The sequence below is a fragment of the Streptomyces sp. BYX5S genome, from assembly GCF_054724165.1.
On the sequence record NZ_CM138829.1, the window covers coordinates 1,920,886 to 1,936,777 of the forward strand.

A 15,892-nucleotide genomic window follows, 5' to 3' on the forward strand; every position below is an offset into this window, starting at 1 on the left:
AGCCTATAGCGGGGGCAGGGGCGGAAGGGAGCCCCGGTCCACGGTGAGGGCGCCGCCGTCCCTGCGGCCCGCGAGCCAGCCCAGGAGGTCGGCCTGGCGGCCCTTGACGACGATGCCGAGGGGCGGCAGGGGAGCGCCGTCCTTGATCTCCTCCATGGAGAGCGTCTGCACGGCCCCCGTCGAGATCATCCGGCCGTCGTCCTGCTTGATCAGCAGGGGCGGCAGGCCGGGGTGGTCACGGAACCGCTTCGCGAGGAAGTTGATCTCCCGCTGGGTGAACTCGGGCGAGAGGTCCTCCAGCTCGTAGCCGATCCCGAGGTCCACGTGGTGCAGCTCGACCTCGATCCAGCGCCGGAACGGCACGTTCGAGGCAAGGTCCTTCACGCCGTTGCGCAGCTCCACGGTGCGCGCCCAGTCGGCCTCCTCGGCGCACAGGCGCTGGAAGCGCTCGGCGCTGTCCTGGACGTCGCCGAGCTGCTCGCGCAGTCCGCGCGGGGCGTCCCGCTCGATGTCGGCGTCGCGGGCCGCGGCGCTCGCGTACATGGGGTGGCCTTCGAGGACGTTGACCAGGGCGTCCGCGTTGCGGGCCAGGTGGGCGAGGACATGACCGCGGCTCCAGCCGGGAAGCCGTGACGGCTCGGCCGTGGCGGCGTTGTCCAGGCTGCCGACCGCGCTGAGCAGCCGGTCGGTCGCTTCACGTACGGACGCCAGGTCGCGCGCATGATCACTCATGGCGCAGACGATAGCCGCGCCACACGTTCGGGTGAAGGTGGCCTGCGAAGCGTGTGAATCGAATGTACGTGCTATATGGTCGAGGGCGGCGTCGGGTACGCGGGAAGTTCTGGGTGGGGCGATTTGTTACCAACCATGGAATCCGACCGGCGTTGTCAGTGGCTCCCTCTAGTCTTCGAAGGACAGCTGTCTCAGGGCCGCTCCGTCCCGATCGTGGCGTGCGACCCCTTGAGAGTCAGACCTCGAGAGACGGGGGCCCGCCCCTGTCACTTGTCTCTCCAGAAAGGTGCGGACCGGCGTGGCCGACCGTCTCATCGTCCGTGGCGCGCGCGAGCACAATCTTCGGAATGTCTCGCTCGACCTCCCGCGCGACTCCCTCATCGTCTTCACCGGTCTGTCCGGCTCCGGTAAGTCCTCCCTCGCGTTCGACACGATCTTCGCCGAGGGGCAGCGCCGGTACGTCGAATCGCTGTCCTCGTACGCCCGTCAGTTCCTCGGCCAGATGGACAAGCCCGACGTCGACTTCATCGAGGGCCTCTCCCCGGCCGTCTCGATCGACCAGAAGTCGACCTCGCGCAACCCGCGCTCGACGGTCGGCACCATCACCGAGGTCTACGACTACCTGCGTCTGCTCTTCGCGCGCGTGGGCAAGCCGCACTGTCCCGAGTGCGGCCGACCCATCGCCCGCCAGTCGCCGCAGGCCATCGTCGACAAGGTCCTGGAGCTGCCCGAGGGCAGCCGCTTCCAGGTCCTGTCGCCGCTGGTGCGCGAGCGCAAGGGCGAGTTCGTCGACCTCTTCAGCGACCTCCAGACCAAGGGCTACTCCCGCGCGCGTGTGGACGGGCAGACCATCCAGCTGTCCGAGCCGCCGACGCTGAAGAAGCAGGAGAAGCACACCATCGAGGTGGTCGTCGACCGCCTCACCGTGAAGAGCTCCGCCAAGCGCCGCCTGACCGACTCCGTGGAGACCGCCCTCGGCCTCTCCGGCGGCATGGTCGTGCTCGACTTCGTCGACCTCCCCGAGGACGACCCCGAGCGCGAGCGCATGTACTCGGAGCACCTGTACTGCACGTACGACGACCTGTCCTTCGAGGAGCTGGAGCCGCGCTCCTTCTCCTTCAACTCGCCCTTCGGCGCCTGCCCCGACTGCACCGGCATCGGTACGCGCATGGAGGTCGACCCCGAGCTGATCGTCCCCGACGAGGACAAGTCGCTCGACGAGGGCGCCATCCACCCGTGGTCGCACGGGCACACGAAGGACTACTTCGGCCGACTCATCGGCGCCCTCGCCGACGCGCTCGGCTTCCGTACGGACATCCCCTTCGCGGGGCTTCCGCAGCGCGCCAAGAAGGCGCTCCTGAACGGCCACAAGACGCAGATCGAGGTCCGCTACCGCAACCGGTACGGGCGCGAGCGCCGCTACACGACGCCGTTCGAGGGCGCCGTGCCGTTCGTGAAGCGCCGCCACAGCGAGGCCGAGTCGGACGCGAGCCGCGAGCGCTTCGAGGGCTACATGCGCGAGGTGCCCTGCCCCACCTGTGAGGGCACGCGACTGAAGCCGCTCATCCTGGCCGTCACGATCATGGGCAAGTCGATCGCCGAGGTCTCGGCCATGTCGATCAGCGACTGCGCCGACTTCCTGGGCGAGCTCAAGCTCAACGCGCGCGACAAGAAGATCGCCGAGCGCGTCATGAAGGAGGTCAACGAGCGGCTGCGCTTCCTCGTCGACGTCGGCCTCGACTACCTGTCGCTGAACCGCGCGGCGGGCACCCTCTCCGGCGGCGAGGCCCAGCGCATCCGGCTCGCCACGCAGATCGGCTCCGGTCTCGTCGGCGTCCTGTACGTGCTCGACGAGCCGTCCATCGGCCTGCACCAGCGCGACAACCACCGGCTCATCGAGACGCTCGTCCGGCTCCGCGACATGGGCAACACGCTCATCGTGGTCGAGCACGACGAGGACACCATCAAGGTCGCCGACTGGATCGTCGACATCGGCCCCGGCGCGGGCGAGCACGGCGGCAAGGTCGTGCACAGCGGTCCGTTGAAGGAGCTGCTGAGCAACGCCGAGTCGATGACCGGGCAGTACCTCGCGGGCAAGAAGGCCATCGAGATGCCCGACGTGCGCCGGCCCGTCGACCCGGGACGCCGCCTCACCGTGCACGGCGCCAAGGAGAACAACCTGCGGGACATCGACGTGTCGTTCCCGCTCGGCGTCCTCACGGCCGTCACCGGTGTCTCAGGATCCGGCAAGTCGACGCTGGTGAACGACATCCTGTACACGCACCTGGCCCGGGAGCTGAACGGGGCGCGCTCCGTTCCCGGCCGGCACACGCGCGTGGACGGCGACGACCTCGTCGACAAGGTCGTGCACGTCGACCAGTCGCCCATCGGCCGGACCCCGCGGTCCAACCCGGCGACGTACACCGGAGTCTTCGACAACGTCCGCAAGCTGTTCGCCGAGACGACCGAGGCGAAGGTCCGCGGCTACCTGCCGGGCCGCTTCTCCTTCAACGTCAAGGGCGGCCGCTGCGAGAACTGCTCCGGTGACGGCACCATCAAGATCGAGATGAACTTCCTGCCGGACGTCTACGTCCCCTGCGAGGTCTGCCACGGCGCCCGCTACAACCGGGAGACGCTGGAGGTCCACTACAAGGGCAAGTCCATCTCCGAGGTCCTGGACATGCCGATCGAGGAGGCGCTGACCTTCTTCGAGGCCGTCCCGGCGATCGCCCGCCACCTGAAGACGCTCAACGACGTGGGGCTCGGCTACGTCCGGCTCGGGCAGCCCGCGCCGACGCTCTCCGGCGGTGAGGCGCAGCGCGTGAAGCTCGCCAGCGAGCTCCAGAAGCGCTCCACGGGCCGCACGGTGTACGTGCTCGACGAGCCGACCACCGGTCTGCACTTCGAGGACATCAGCAAGCTCATCACGGTGCTGTCCGGCCTCGTCGACAAGGGCAACACGGTCATCGTCATCGAGCACAACCTCGACGTCATCAAGACCGCCGACTGGATCGTCGACATGGGTCCCGAGGGCGGCAGCGGCGGCGGGCTCGTCGTCGCCGAGGGCACCCCGGAGGAGGTCGCGGCCGAACCGGCCAGCCACACCGGCAAGTTCCTGCGCGACGTCCTCGGCGCCGACCGGGTCAGCGACGCGGCCGTGCCGGCGGCGCGCACCCGCAAGACGGCGAAGAAGACGGTGGCGGCCACCAAGGCGCCCGCCAAGAAGACGGCCACCGCGAAGACGGCGGCCGCCAAGCCCGCCGCCAAGAAGACGACGGCGGCCAAGTCCACCAAGGCGGCGGCGAAGAAGCCCGCCGCCAAGAAGGCGACGAGCCGGGCCCGCAAGGCCTGAACCGTGCGCGCGTGAACGGGCGGACGCCCGGTGTCCCGTGGGAACCGCCCACGGGACACCGGGCGTTCGCGTGTCCGGGACCCTGCGCCTGCGCCGGGCATTGCCGCGCCCGAGCCGCTACGCGCGGTCGGCGCCCGCCAGTTCGGAGGCGTACGGCGGCTCCGCACCCGCCCGTGAGCACGTGATCGCCGCCGCCCGCGCGGCGAAGCGCAGCAGCCGGGACCAGTCGTCGCCGTCCAGCCCGGCGACCGCGGCGGGGGAGAGGGCGTCCCGGCGCGCAAGCCCGTGCAGCAGCGCGGCGTTGACGGTGTCACCGGCACCGATCGTGTCCACGACGTCGACCCGCTTGCCCGGCACCGTGTACGCGCCCCCGTCCCGTGTGAAGACCGTGAGTCCGTCCCCGCCGCGCGTCACCACCACGGCGGCCGGACCCGCGGCCAGCCACTCCTGAGGTGTGCCGCCGAGCCACTCGGCGTCGTCCTCGGAGAGCTTGAGCAGCGCGGTCGACGCCAGCCAGCTCTTGAAGCGGGCCCGGTAGGCGTCCGCGTCCGGGATCAGACCTGCCCGGATGTTCGGATCGAGAGCGGTGAACACGCCCCGCGCGGCGGCCGACCGCATCAGCTCCTCGTACGCCGTCGCGCCCGGCTCCAGGGCCAGCGAACAGGTGCCGAACGACACCGCGCGCGTACCCGCGGGCAGCGCCTCGGGGACGGCGAAGAGCCGGTCCGCGGTCCCCTCCACGTAGAACGAGTACGCCGCGGAGCCGTCGGCGCCGACGGAGGCCACGGCGAGCGTCGTCGGCTCGTCGCCCCGCTGCACCGGGGACACGTCCACGCCGGCCGCCCGCAACCCGCCGAGCAGCGCCTCGCCGAAGGTGTCCCGCGACACCCGCGAGCAGAACGCCACGGGGGAGCCGAGCCGGCCGAGCGCCACCGCCGTGTTGTACGGGCCGCCGCCGAGCCGGGGGGCGAGGGCGGGCAGCTCCGTGGCCGGGGCATCCGGGGCGCCTCCTGTGTCGCCGCCCGGCTCGCTGCCGGGTCCCACGCCCTGCGGGACGAGGTCGATCAGGGCCTCTCCGGCGACGACGATCACGGTGCTTCCTCTCGGACGGACTGCTGGGCCACGGACTGCCCTGCCACGGACTGCCGGGCCGCGGGCTGGTGGACCCGCGGGCACCGTCGACGCTAGAGCCTCGCGCCGCCCGTGGCACCCACCGGCCACGAACCGGGCACGCCCACCGCGAACCCGGGCACGCCCGACGCCACCGAAACCCCGCGTCACACCGCCGCCCGGCCGGGCCACCCCACCGCGACCCCGTGCCCGCCCCGCCCGGCCTTCCCCTCGCGGCACGCGGCTCTCGGGGACACCGGGCGCCGAAGACGTCGGGCCTTGAGGGCGCCGGGCCCCTGAGGGCCGGGCCCCGAAGGCACAGAGCCCCTGAGGCACCGGGCTCCGAAGGCACAGAGCCCCTGAAGGCCCGGGCCCCTGAAGGCGCCCGGCCCCCCGAAGGCACCGGGCCCCCACAAAGCGCCCGATTCCCCACCGGTATCGTCGGATCCGTCGTCACCCCCGTTCCCCCGCGCGGGCCCCGCCCGGCGCCACCCGTGGAGTCCCCATGTCCGGCTCGTCCTCCCACCTGTCCCGCCGCACCGCCCTGCGCGGAGCGGCCGTCGCGGGGGTGGCGGGCCTCGGCCTCACGGCGTGCTCCACGGAGTCGGGCGGCGCGGACGGCGGCCCCGCCGAGCCGGTCGACCTGGGCAGGGCGGGCGACATCCCGGAGGGCGGGGCGAAGCTCTACAAGGACGAGCGCGTCGTCGTGAGCCGCACGGACAGCGGCGACTACAAGGCGTTCAGCACCGTCTGCACCCACGCGGGCTGCCCGATCGGCATGCTCAAGGGCACCGAACTGACCTGCAACTGCCACGGCAGCAAGTTCGACGCCACGACCGGCAAGGTGCTCCAGGCCCCGGCCACCGAACCGCTGGAGAAGCTGTCGGTGAAGGCCGACGGCGGCAAACTCGTGGTGAGCCCCAAGAAGTAGCCCCAAGAAGTAGCTCCCAGAAGTAGCCCCCGGGAAGGCCCCCGGGGCGGGCACCTCCGGGAACGACGCCGGGGCACTCCCTTGTCACTCCCGAGTCACTCCCAGTCCCACCCGATCCCCACAAGCCCCGCCCTGACCTGCGGCTCCACCACGTGCACCGAGCGGTGCCGGTCGCTGAGCGCCAGCTCGCGCCGGTCGCCGCGCGGACCCGCGCTCGACTGCTGGGCGAAACGGTGGCAACGCACGGGCAGCGCCTCGTCCGCGAACCGGACCTGGAGCGCGTACTGCCCGCCGGCGAAACCGAACCCGCGTACGTACTCGGTGGAGGGACCGGCCGTGCCGTCCTCGAACCCGTACCGGAACAGATGGGTGTCGCCGGCCCGCAGTCGCGCGTCGAAGAGCAGCTCCGCGACGAGGACGCCCGTGCCGTCGTCCCAACGCACCCGGCCCGTACGACAGTTCTCCATGGCGCACACCGCCACATCCGACGGGGTGCAGCCCGGGTCGCCACGGTGGACGGCCATATAGCGGTCCACGCCGTCGCGGTGTGCCCGCACGATCTGCTGCGAGTCCCTGCCGAGGAGCTGCCGCCGGGCCCCGATCCGCACCCGCTCGTGGTGGCCCACGGTGTGCAGCCCGCCGTCCAGCGGGGACTCCAGTTCCGCGAGGAGCCGTTCGGCGGCGCCCGAGGCCTCGACGACGGAACGGTACGAGCGGGCCGCGGGGCGGCGGGGCGCGCCCGCGCCGGGCACGGGGGCGAGGAGGCGGATCAGCGATTCCTCGGGCAGTTCGAGGATCTCCTCCAGCGCGCGCACGGCCCGCATCGACTCGGGACGCTGCGGCCGCCGCGCGCCCTGCTGCCAGTAACTGAGGCTGGTGACCCCGATGTTGACGCCCCGGCGGGCCAGATGGTGCCGCACCCGGTGCAGCGGCAGTCTGCGGGCGGCGATCGCGGCCCGCAGGGCGCTGTGGAACGGGCCGGAGCGCAGCGCCGCCTCCAGGTCCGGGGCCTGCGCCCACTCCGTCTGTCGTTCGCCGAGCCGCATCCGGGCCTCCTGCTGGGGCGCGCTCCGCCCGCGGGCTGTCGCTGTGACACCGGCATTGAAGCGTGTTGACCTGCCCCCGACAAGACTCGTCGCCGAGGCCCCGCGTCCGGCGGCCCACCGCGTCCGACGGGCGCCGGCGACGCCGGACTGTCACACCCCGCCAGTAGGGTGTCTGACATGGCCGACCCCTCCAGCTACCGCCCCAAGCCGGGACAGATCCCCGACTCCCCAGGGGTGTACAGGTTCCGCGACGAGCACCGCCGGGTGATCTACGTCGGGAAGGCGAAGAGCCTGCGCCAGCGCCTGGCGAACTACTTCCAGGACCTGGCGAACCTGCACCCCCGCACGCGCACGATGGTCACCACGGCCGCGTCCGTGGAGTGGACCGTGGTGTCCACGGAGGTCGAGGCGCTGCAGCTGGAGTACTCCTGGATCAAGGAGTACGACCCCCGGTTCAACGTCAAGTACCGCGACGACAAGAGCTATCCGTACCTCGCGGTGACGATGAACGAGGAGTTCCCGCGCGTCCAGGTGATGCGCGGCCAGAAGAAGAAGGGCGTGCGCTACTTCGGCCCCTACACGCACGCGTGGGCGATCCGCGACACCGTGGACCTGCTCCTGCGCGTCTTCCCGGTACGCACATGCTCGAAGGGCGTGTTCAAGAACGCGGAGCGCACCGGCCGGCCCTGCCTGCTCGGCTACATCGGCAAGTGCTCGGCCCCCTGCGTGGGCCGCGTCACCCCGGATGAGCACGGCGAACTGGCCGAGGAGTTCTGCGACTTCATGGCGGGGCGCACGGGGACGTACATCCGGCGCCTGGAGAAGGACATGGCGGCGGCCGCCGACGAGATGGAGTACGAGCGGGCGGCCCGCCTGCGCGACGACATCGAGGCCCTGAGGAAGGCCATGGAGAAAAGCGCGGTCGTCCTCACCGACGCCACCGACGCCGACCTGGTCGCCCTCGCCGAGGACGAGCTGGAGGCGGCCGTCCAGATCTTCCACGTGCGCGGCGGACGCGTGCGCGGCCAGCGCGGCTGGGTCACCGACAAGGTCGAGGCCGTCACCAGCGGCGACCTCGTGGAGCACGCGCTGCAACAGCTCTACGGGGAGGAGACCGGGGACGCCGTCCCCAAGGAGGTCCTCGTCCCCGCGCTGCCCGACCCCCTGGAGCCCGTCCAGGCCTGGCTCACCGAGCGCCGCGGGTCGAACGTGTCGTTGCGCATCCCGCAGCGCGGCGACAAGAAGGCGCTCATGGAGACGGTCCACCGCAACGCGCAGCAGGCGCTCGTCCTGCACAAGACGAAGCGCGCCTCCGACCTCACCACGCGCTCGCGCGCGCTGGAGGAGATCGCCGCCGCCCTCGATCTGGACAGCGCCCCGCTGCGCATCGAGTGCTACGACATCTCGCACCTCCAGGGTGACGACGTCGTGGCCTCCATGGTCGTCTTCGAGGACGGCCTGGCCCGCAAGAGCGAGTACCGGCGCTTCGAGATCAAGGGCTTCGAGGGGCAGGACGACGTCCGGTCCATGCACGAGGTCATCACCCGCCGCTTCAAGCGCTACCTCTCCGCACAGGAGAAGTCGCGCGACTGGTCCGACGAGGAGCCGGAATCGGCCGACGCGGCGGAGGGCGCCGCGGGTGCCGACGGGGCCGGGGGAGCCGAGGCGGCCGGGGAGCCGGTCGTCGAGGAGTCGCGCCTCATGGAGGACGACGGCCGCCCCAAGAAGTTCGCCTACCCGCCGCAGCTCGTGGTGGTCGACGGCGGGCAGCCGCAGGTCGCGGCGGCCCAGCGGGCCCTGGACGAACTGGGCATCGACGACATCGCGGTGTGCGGCCTCGCCAAGCGACTCGAAGAGGTCTGGGTGCCCCATGAGGACGACCCGGTGGTCCTGCCCCGCACCAGTGAAGGGCTCTACCTGCTCCAGCGCGTCCGCGACGAGGCGCACCGCTTCGCCATCACGTACCAGCGCAGCAAGCGGGCCAGGCGCTTCCGGGCGGGCCCGCTGGACGACGTGCAGGGGCTCGGCGACTCGCGCAAGCAGGCCCTGCTCAAGCACTTCGGTTCGGTGAAGCGGCTGCGGGCCGCCACCATCGACCAGATCTGCGAGGTCCCCGGCATAGGCCGCAAGACGGCCGAGGCCATCGTGATCGCCTTCGCGAAGGCCGCGCCTGCGGCTCCGGCGGTGAACACGGCGACCGGAGAGATCATTGAGGACGAGGACGGCACGACGGACGTGCCGACCGGCGGGGACCCCGTCAGCGCGGGGGCCCCGGAGGAACGACGGGGGCAGGAGCCATGAGCGAGCAGGACCACGAGAGCAGCGACACCAGCGGCATGCCACAGGGCTCCGCAGCACACGAACAGCCGCAACCACAGCACGGAGCACAGGTGAGCACGGGCACGGGACCAGGCACAGAAGCAGACTCGGACGCCGGACCGGACACCGGCGCGGGCGCCACGGGCGACGCGGACGCCGCGCCGAGCGCGGGCAAGGCCGTCGAGGCGCCAAGCGCGCCCGGCGTCCCCGACGCCGCCATCCCCGAGCTCGTGATCATCTCCGGGATGTCGGGCGCGGGCCGCTCCACGGCCGCGAAGTGCCTGGAGGACCTCGGCTGGTTCGTCGTCGACAACCTGCCGCCCGCGCTGATCCCCACCATGGTGGAGCTCGGCGCCCGCTCGCAGGGCAACGTGGCGCGGATCGCCGTCGTCGTCGACGTGCGCGGCCGGCGCTTCTTCGACAACCTCCGGGAGTCCCTCGCCGACCTGGAGGCCAAGCACGTCACGCGGCGCATCGTCTTCCTGGAGTCCTCCGACGAGGCCCTGGTGCGCCGTTTCGAGTCGGTGCGCCGCCCGCACCCCCTCCAGGGCGACGGCCGGATCGTCGACGGCATCGACGCCGAGCGCGAACTGCTGCGCGAGCTGAGAGGCGACGCCGACCTGGTCATCGACACCTCCAGCCTCAACGTCCACGAGCTGCGCGCCAAGATGGACGCCCAGTTCGCCGGCGAGGAGGAGCCCGAGCTGCGGGCCACCGTCATGTCCTTCGGCTTCAAGTACGGCCTGCCGGTCGACGCCGATCTCGTCGTCGACATGCGCTTCCTGCCGAACCCGCACTGGGTCCCCGAGCTGCGCCCCTTCACCGGGCTCAACGAAGAGGTGTCGAACTACGTCTTCTCGCAGCCCGGCGCCAAGGAGTTCCTCGACCGCTACACCGAGCTGCTCCAGCTGATCGCGGCCGGCTACCGCCGCGAGGGCAAGCGCTACGTGACGATCGCCGTCGGCTGCACGGGCGGCAAGCACCGCTCCGTCGCGACCTCCGAGAAGCTCGCCGCACGGCTCGCCGCGCAGGGCGTGGAGACCGTGGTCGTCCATCGGGACATGGGACGGGAATGACGGGACGTACGCTGCGGCTCACCAGCAGGATCCGCCGCAGAAGCTCACCGGTGACGCCCGGCAAGGGCGCCACCCCGAAGGTCGTCGCCCTCGGCGGCGGCATGGGTCTGTCGGCGTCCCTCGCCGCGCTGCGCCGCATCACCAACAACCTGACGGCCGTCGTCACGGTCGCCGACGACGGCGGCTCCAGCGGCCGGCTGCGCGACGAGCTGGGCGTGCTGCCGCCCGGCGACCTGCGCAAGGCGCTGGCGGCGCTGTGCGGGGACGACGACTGGGGCCAGACCTGGGCCCGCGTCATCCAGCACCGCTTCCAGTCCAAGGGCGATCTGCACGAGCACGCGGTCGGCAATCTGCTGATCGTCGCCCTGTGGGAGCAGCTCGGCGACCATGTGCAGGCCCTGGACCTGGTCGGCAAGCTGCTCGGCGCGCAGGGCCGCGTGCTGCCCATGTCCGCCGTCCCGCTGGAGCTCCAGGCGCTGGTCAAGGGGCACGATCCGACACGCCCGGACGACGTCGACACGGTGCGCGGCCAGGCCACGGTCGCGCTCACCCGCGGCGAGGTCCAGTCGGTGCACGTGGTGCCGCGCGACCCGCCGGCCGTCCCGGAGGCGGTCGCCGCGGTGCTCGACGCGGACTGGGTGGTGGTGGGCCCCGGCTCCTGGTTCTCCTCCGTGATCCCGCACCTGCTGGTGCCCGAACTGCTCGACGCGCTGGTCGAGACGAAGGCCCGCAAGGTCCTCTCGCTCAACCTCGCGCCGCAACCCGGAGAAACTGAGGGGTTCTCCCCGCAGCGTCATTTGGAAGTTTTGGGACGACACGCCCCTAAACTCGCCCTGGACGTGGTGCTGGCCGACGAGGCCGCCGTGCCCGATCGCGAGTCCCTCACCGACACCGCCAAGGAGCGTTTCGGTGCCGCGGTCGAGCTGGCGCCGGTGGCCAGGCCCGATGGCACACCGAGGCATGATCCGGAGCTGTTGGCCGCCGCGTACGACCGTATTTTTCGGATGCATGGAAGGATCGGCCCATGGCGATGACGGCAGCGGTGAAGGACGAGATCTCCCGGCTCCCCGTCACCCGGACCTGCTGCAGGAAGGCCGAGGTCTCGGCGATCCTGCGGTTCGCGGGCGGCCTTCACCTGGTGAGCGGCCGCATCGTGATCGAGGCGGAGCTGGACACCGCGATGGCCGCACGGCGGCTCAAGCGGGACATTCTCGAAATCTTCGGGCACAGCTCGGAGCTGATTGTGATGGCGCCCGGCGGGCTGCGCCGCGGCTCGCGTTTTGTCGTACGCGTGGTCGCGGGCGGCGACCAGCTGGCCCGCCAGACGGGCCTGGTGGACGGCCGCGGCCGGCCGATCCGGGGCCTGCCCCCGCAGGTGGTCTCGGGGGCCACCTGCGACGCCGAGGCGGCCTGGCGCGGCGCGTTCCTCGCGCACGGCTCGCTCACCGAGCCGGGGCGCTCCAGCTCGCTGGAGGTGACCTGCCCGGGACCCGAGGCGGCGCTCGCCCTGGTCGGCGCCGCCCGCAGACTCCAGATCGCGGGCAAGGCCCGTGAGGTGCGCGGCGTGGACCGCGTGGTCGTTCGGGACGGCGACGCGATCGGCGCCCTGCTCACCCGGATGGGCGCGCACGAGTCGGTGCTGGCCTGGGAGGAGCGCCGGATGCGCCGCGAGGTGCGCGCCACGGCGAACCGCCTCGCGAACTTCGACGACGCGAACCTGCGCCGCTCGGCCCGCGCCGCGGTGGCCGCGGGGGCCCGTGTGCAGCGCGCCCTGGAGATCCTCGCGGACGACGTGCCCGAGCACCTCGCCGCCGCGGGCCGGCTGCGCATGGAGCACAAGCAGGCCTCCCTGGAGGAGCTGGGCGCGCTCGCCGACCCGCCGCTGACCAAGGACGCCGTCGCGGGCCGGATCCGCCGGCTGCTCGCCATGGCGGACAAGCGGGCCCAGGACCTCGGCATCCCCGGCACGGAGTCCAACATCACGGAGGACATGACCGAGGAGATGGCGGACAGCCTCGCGGACAACATGGCGGGCTGACTCCGCACAGCTCCCTCCGACCGTCCCGGCAAGCCGGTGGCGGCGCCCCACTCAGGGCGCCGCCACCGGCTTTTCCGTTGCCGTGAACGGCTGTTGAGGCCCCCTTGACTTGACCATGAACTGTCATGAGTCTGGCGCTTGTTCGCTTCTGCGGCATCGCGCCACAACCGTGGCAGACAACTGCAAGGGGGGCTCATGCGACGAAGCGCGGGACGAAGAGCGGAACGGCCGGCACGAAGAGCGAGATCGATCCTCGCCGTCGGGGCGCTCGTCCTGGGAGTGGGAGGCGCCGCACTGGCGCCCGTCGCCCACGCGGACGACGACCCGGCGAAGAGCGGCAACGGCGCGGACGCCATCAAGGTGTTCCGCGCCGACGTGTCGAAGGAGCAGATACCGCTGCTGCTCCAGGCGGGCCAGGACGGCCACGAACTCAGCGAGCAGGCGCCCGAGAAGGGCACCGCGAAGGTCGAGGTCTACCTCACCGACAAGCAGGCGGACGGCCTGCGCAAGAAGGGCGTCGAACTCACCGAGCACAAGCTGAGCGCCGCGGCCACGGCCCGCGTGAAGGCCGCCGGTGACGGCGTCTTCCGCCCGTACAGCGGCAAGGGCGGCCTCCAGGAGGAGATCGTCCGCACCGGCCAGGAGCACCCGGACCTCACCAAGGTCGTCTCCATCGGCAAGACGGTCCAGGGCAAGGACATCCTCGCCCTCAAGCTCAGCAAGGGCGCCAAGAGGGTCAAGGACGGCGCGAAGCCGTCCGTGCTCTACATGTCGAACCAGCACGCACGCGAGTGGATCACCCCCGAGATGACCCGCCGCCTGATGCACCACTACCTGGACAACTACTCCAAGGACGCGAAGGTCAAGAAGCTCGTCGACTCCACGGAGATGTGGTTCGTCCTCTCCGCCAACCCCGACGGCTACGACTGGACGTTCGACGCGGCGGGCAACCGCCAGTGGCGCAAGAACATGCGCGACATCAACGGCGACGGCAAGTACACCACCGGCGACGGCGTCGACCTCAACCGCAACTTCGCCTACAAGTGGGGCTACGACGACGAGGGTTCGTCACCGCTTCCCGCCAGCCAGACGTACCGCGGCGCGAGCCCGGGATCCGAGCCCGAGACCAAGGCCATCGACGCCTTCCAGAAGCGCATCGGCTTCGAGTACGGCATCAACTACCACTCCGCCGCCGAACTGCTGCTCTACGGAGTGGGCTGGCAGGTCGCCACCCCGACCCCGGACGACGTGATCTACCGGGCGCTCGCCGGGACCCCGGAGAACTCCGCGATACCCGGGTACCACCCGCAGGTGTCGTCCGAGCTGTACACGACGAACGGGGAGGCCGACGGGCACGCCGCCAACGTCAACGGCGTCTCGCTGTTCACCCCCGAGATGAGCACCTGCCAGACCGCGTCGAACTCCGTCCCGAACGACGAGTGGAACGCCGCCGACTGCGCGTCGATCTTCACGTTCCCGGACGACGAGAAGCTCATCCAGACCGAGTTCGCGAAGAACGTTCCCTTCGCGATGTCCGTCGCCGAGACCTCCCTGCACCCGGACCAGCCCGCGTCCGCGGTCGGCCTGGAGGCGCCCGACTTCACCCCGGCGAAGTTCACCACTTCGTACGCGCGCGGTGGCGACCAGGAAGTTTCCGTGATCGCCCGGAAGTCGGTGCGCGACAAGGAGCTGAACTACCGGATCAATGGCGGTCGTTCGCACGATGAGGAATTGCGCGCCTGGAAGGGCGGCGAGACCTACGGAGGCGACGACAATCTGCACTTCGACGCGTATAGGGCGAAGGTCGAGGACGCCGATCCGGGTGACAAGGTAGAGGTGTGGTTCACCGGGCGAACGAAATCCGGAAAACGCACGAGCAGCGAGCACTTCACCTACTCCGTCGCCGCGCGCGACAAGGGCGACACTCTTGTCGTGGCGGAGAACGACGCCGCCGGAGTGCAGACCGGTGCCTATGTGAACGCGCTCAAGGCGGCGGGCCGCTCCCCGGTGGTCTGGAACGTGGCCCGGCAGGGCGCGCCCGACCCGCTCGCGGTCCTCGGCCACTTCGACGCGGTCGTCCACTACACGGGCGCGGACAGGCCGACCCTCGCCACCCAGCTCGCCCTGCGCGACTACCTGAACGAGGGCGGCAAGCTCGTCGAGGCCGGTGAGAAGGCGGGCGGCTCCGTCGACATCGTCGACACCACGACGAACGACTTCAGCCAGTACTACCTCGGCGCCTACTCCCGCACCGCCGCCCCCGTGGCGACCCGCTTCGACGGCTCCGGTGCCCTGGACGGAATCGCCGCGGCCCTCGGCGACGCCCCCGGCAACCCGCTGAACGGCGCGGGCCTGTACGAGGCGACCTCGGCCACGCTGCCGCAGTTCACCAGCGCGGGGGCGGGCCAGTACGACGGCGCGGGCATGGCGGCCGCCGTCCACACGGACGACGCGTACAAGCGCCTGACCCGCACGATCGACCTCACCGGGGTCACCGCGGCGCAGGCACCGGCGCTGCGCACGCAGCTGCTGTGGGACACCGAGCCGGGCTACGACCACGTCATCCTGGAGGCGCGCACCACCGGCGCCGAGGACTGGACGACGCTGCCCGACAAGGACGGACTGACGTCGAACAAGGTGCCCACCGAGTGCGAGGCCGGGTTCTTCGTCCAGGACCACCCGGCGCTGGAGCGGTACCTGACGGTGGACGGCGCCGCCTGCGGCAACACCGGCACCTCCGGCCAGTGGAACAGCCTCACCGGGTCCTCGGACGACTGGAAGACGGTCACGTACGACCTGAGCGCCTACGCCGGCAAGTCCGTCGAGGTCTCCCTCAGTTACGTGTCCGACCCCGGCACCGGCGGCGAGGGCGTGCGCGCGGACAACACCTCCGTCGTCATCGGGGGCCAGGCCACCGAGACGGAGGGCTTCGAGACGTCGCTGGGCGCGTGGAGCGTTCCCGGGCCGCCCGCGGGCAGTCCGCCGGCGGTGAAGGACTGGGCGCTCGCCAAGAACCTGTTCACGACCTACGGCGCGATCAGCACCCCGGACACCGTCCTTCTCGGATTCGGACTGGAACACGTCACCGCGAGCGCGGATCGAAATGCGCTCATCAGAAAGGCCCTGCGCTCAATTAGCGACTGAACGGGGTCTGAATTACCCGCGAAATACACGGCGGCCCGTACGTTACTCATGAGTACGGGCCGTTGTGTCCTCCATGGAGTCGCTCGATGTCACCCCAAGCGCTTATGGGGGGTAGGGTCGGAGGCGGTCGGGGACATCCCAATA

General features: G+C 71.2%; 10 protein-coding genes. 7 read left to right on the forward strand and 3 right to left on the reverse strand.

Annotated features, from left to right (window positions below):
- Positions 1-3: 3 nt before the first annotated feature.
- Positions 4-732 (reverse strand): maleylpyruvate isomerase family mycothiol-dependent enzyme, encoded by a 729-nt coding sequence (locus ACYBSK_RS08645; RefSeq protein ID WP_457476292.1) that lies wholly within the window; start codon positions 730-732, stop codon positions 4-6.
- Positions 733-1,030: 298 nt separating this feature from the next.
- Between ACYBSK_RS08645 and uvrA the strand changes: the two genes are divergently transcribed.
- Positions 1,031-4,084: an excinuclease ABC subunit UvrA gene (gene uvrA / locus ACYBSK_RS08650; RefSeq protein ID WP_460245685.1), complete on the forward strand. Its 3,054-nt coding sequence runs from the start codon at positions 1,031-1,033 to the stop codon at positions 4,082-4,084.
- A gap of 117 nt (positions 4,085-4,201) precedes the next feature.
- Here the strand turns inward: uvrA and ACYBSK_RS08655 are convergent, their stop codons facing one another.
- Positions 4,202-5,176: a carbohydrate kinase family protein gene (locus tag ACYBSK_RS08655; RefSeq protein ID WP_460245686.1), complete on the reverse strand. Its 975-nt coding sequence runs from the start codon at positions 5,174-5,176 to the stop codon at positions 4,202-4,204.
- Between the two features lie 523 nt (positions 5,177-5,699).
- On the opposite strand from ACYBSK_RS08655, the gene ACYBSK_RS08660 reads away from it, so the two are divergent.
- Positions 5,700-6,125, forward strand: a complete 426-nt coding sequence (locus ACYBSK_RS08660) for a Rieske (2Fe-2S) protein (RefSeq protein WP_460245687.1) — start codon at positions 5,700-5,702, stop codon at positions 6,123-6,125.
- A gap of 95 nt (positions 6,126-6,220) precedes the next feature.
- On the opposite strand, the gene ACYBSK_RS08665 is transcribed toward ACYBSK_RS08660, so the two are convergent.
- Positions 6,221-7,171, reverse strand: a complete 951-nt coding sequence (locus ACYBSK_RS08665) for a hypothetical protein (protein ID WP_460245688.1) — start codon at positions 7,169-7,171, stop codon at positions 6,221-6,223.
- 177 nt (positions 7,172-7,348) lie between these two features.
- Here ACYBSK_RS08665 and uvrC point away from each other — a divergent pair, with 177 nt between their 5' ends.
- The 5 genes from uvrC (at position 7,349) to ACYBSK_RS08690 (ending at position 15,748) form a co-directional block, all read left to right on the forward strand.
- On the forward strand, positions 7,349-9,472 hold the full coding sequence (gene uvrC / locus ACYBSK_RS08670; RefSeq protein WP_460245689.1) for an excinuclease ABC subunit UvrC: 2,124 nt from the start codon (positions 7,349-7,351) through the stop codon (positions 9,470-9,472).
- Positions 9,469-10,566, forward strand: coding sequence for an RNase adapter RapZ (rapZ, locus tag ACYBSK_RS08675; protein ID WP_457476298.1), 1,098 nt, complete (start codon positions 9,469-9,471; stop codon positions 10,564-10,566). The genes uvrC and rapZ overlap by 4 nt, the downstream gene beginning before the upstream one ends.
- Positions 10,563-11,600 (forward strand): gluconeogenesis factor YvcK family protein, encoded by a 1,038-nt coding sequence (locus ACYBSK_RS08680; RefSeq protein ID WP_460245690.1) that lies wholly within the window; start codon positions 10,563-10,565, stop codon positions 11,598-11,600. Before rapZ ends, ACYBSK_RS08680 begins: the two co-directional genes overlap by 4 nt.
- Positions 11,591-12,604: a DNA-binding protein WhiA gene (gene whiA, locus ACYBSK_RS08685; protein WP_457476300.1), complete on the forward strand. Its 1,014-nt coding sequence runs from the start codon at positions 11,591-11,593 to the stop codon at positions 12,602-12,604. Before ACYBSK_RS08680 ends, whiA begins: the two co-directional genes overlap by 10 nt.
- 195 nt (positions 12,605-12,799) lie before the next feature.
- Positions 12,800-15,748, forward strand: a complete 2,949-nt coding sequence (locus tag ACYBSK_RS08690) for a M14 family metallopeptidase (RefSeq protein WP_460245691.1) — start codon at positions 12,800-12,802, stop codon at positions 15,746-15,748.
- Positions 15,749-15,892: the final 144 nt, after the last annotated feature.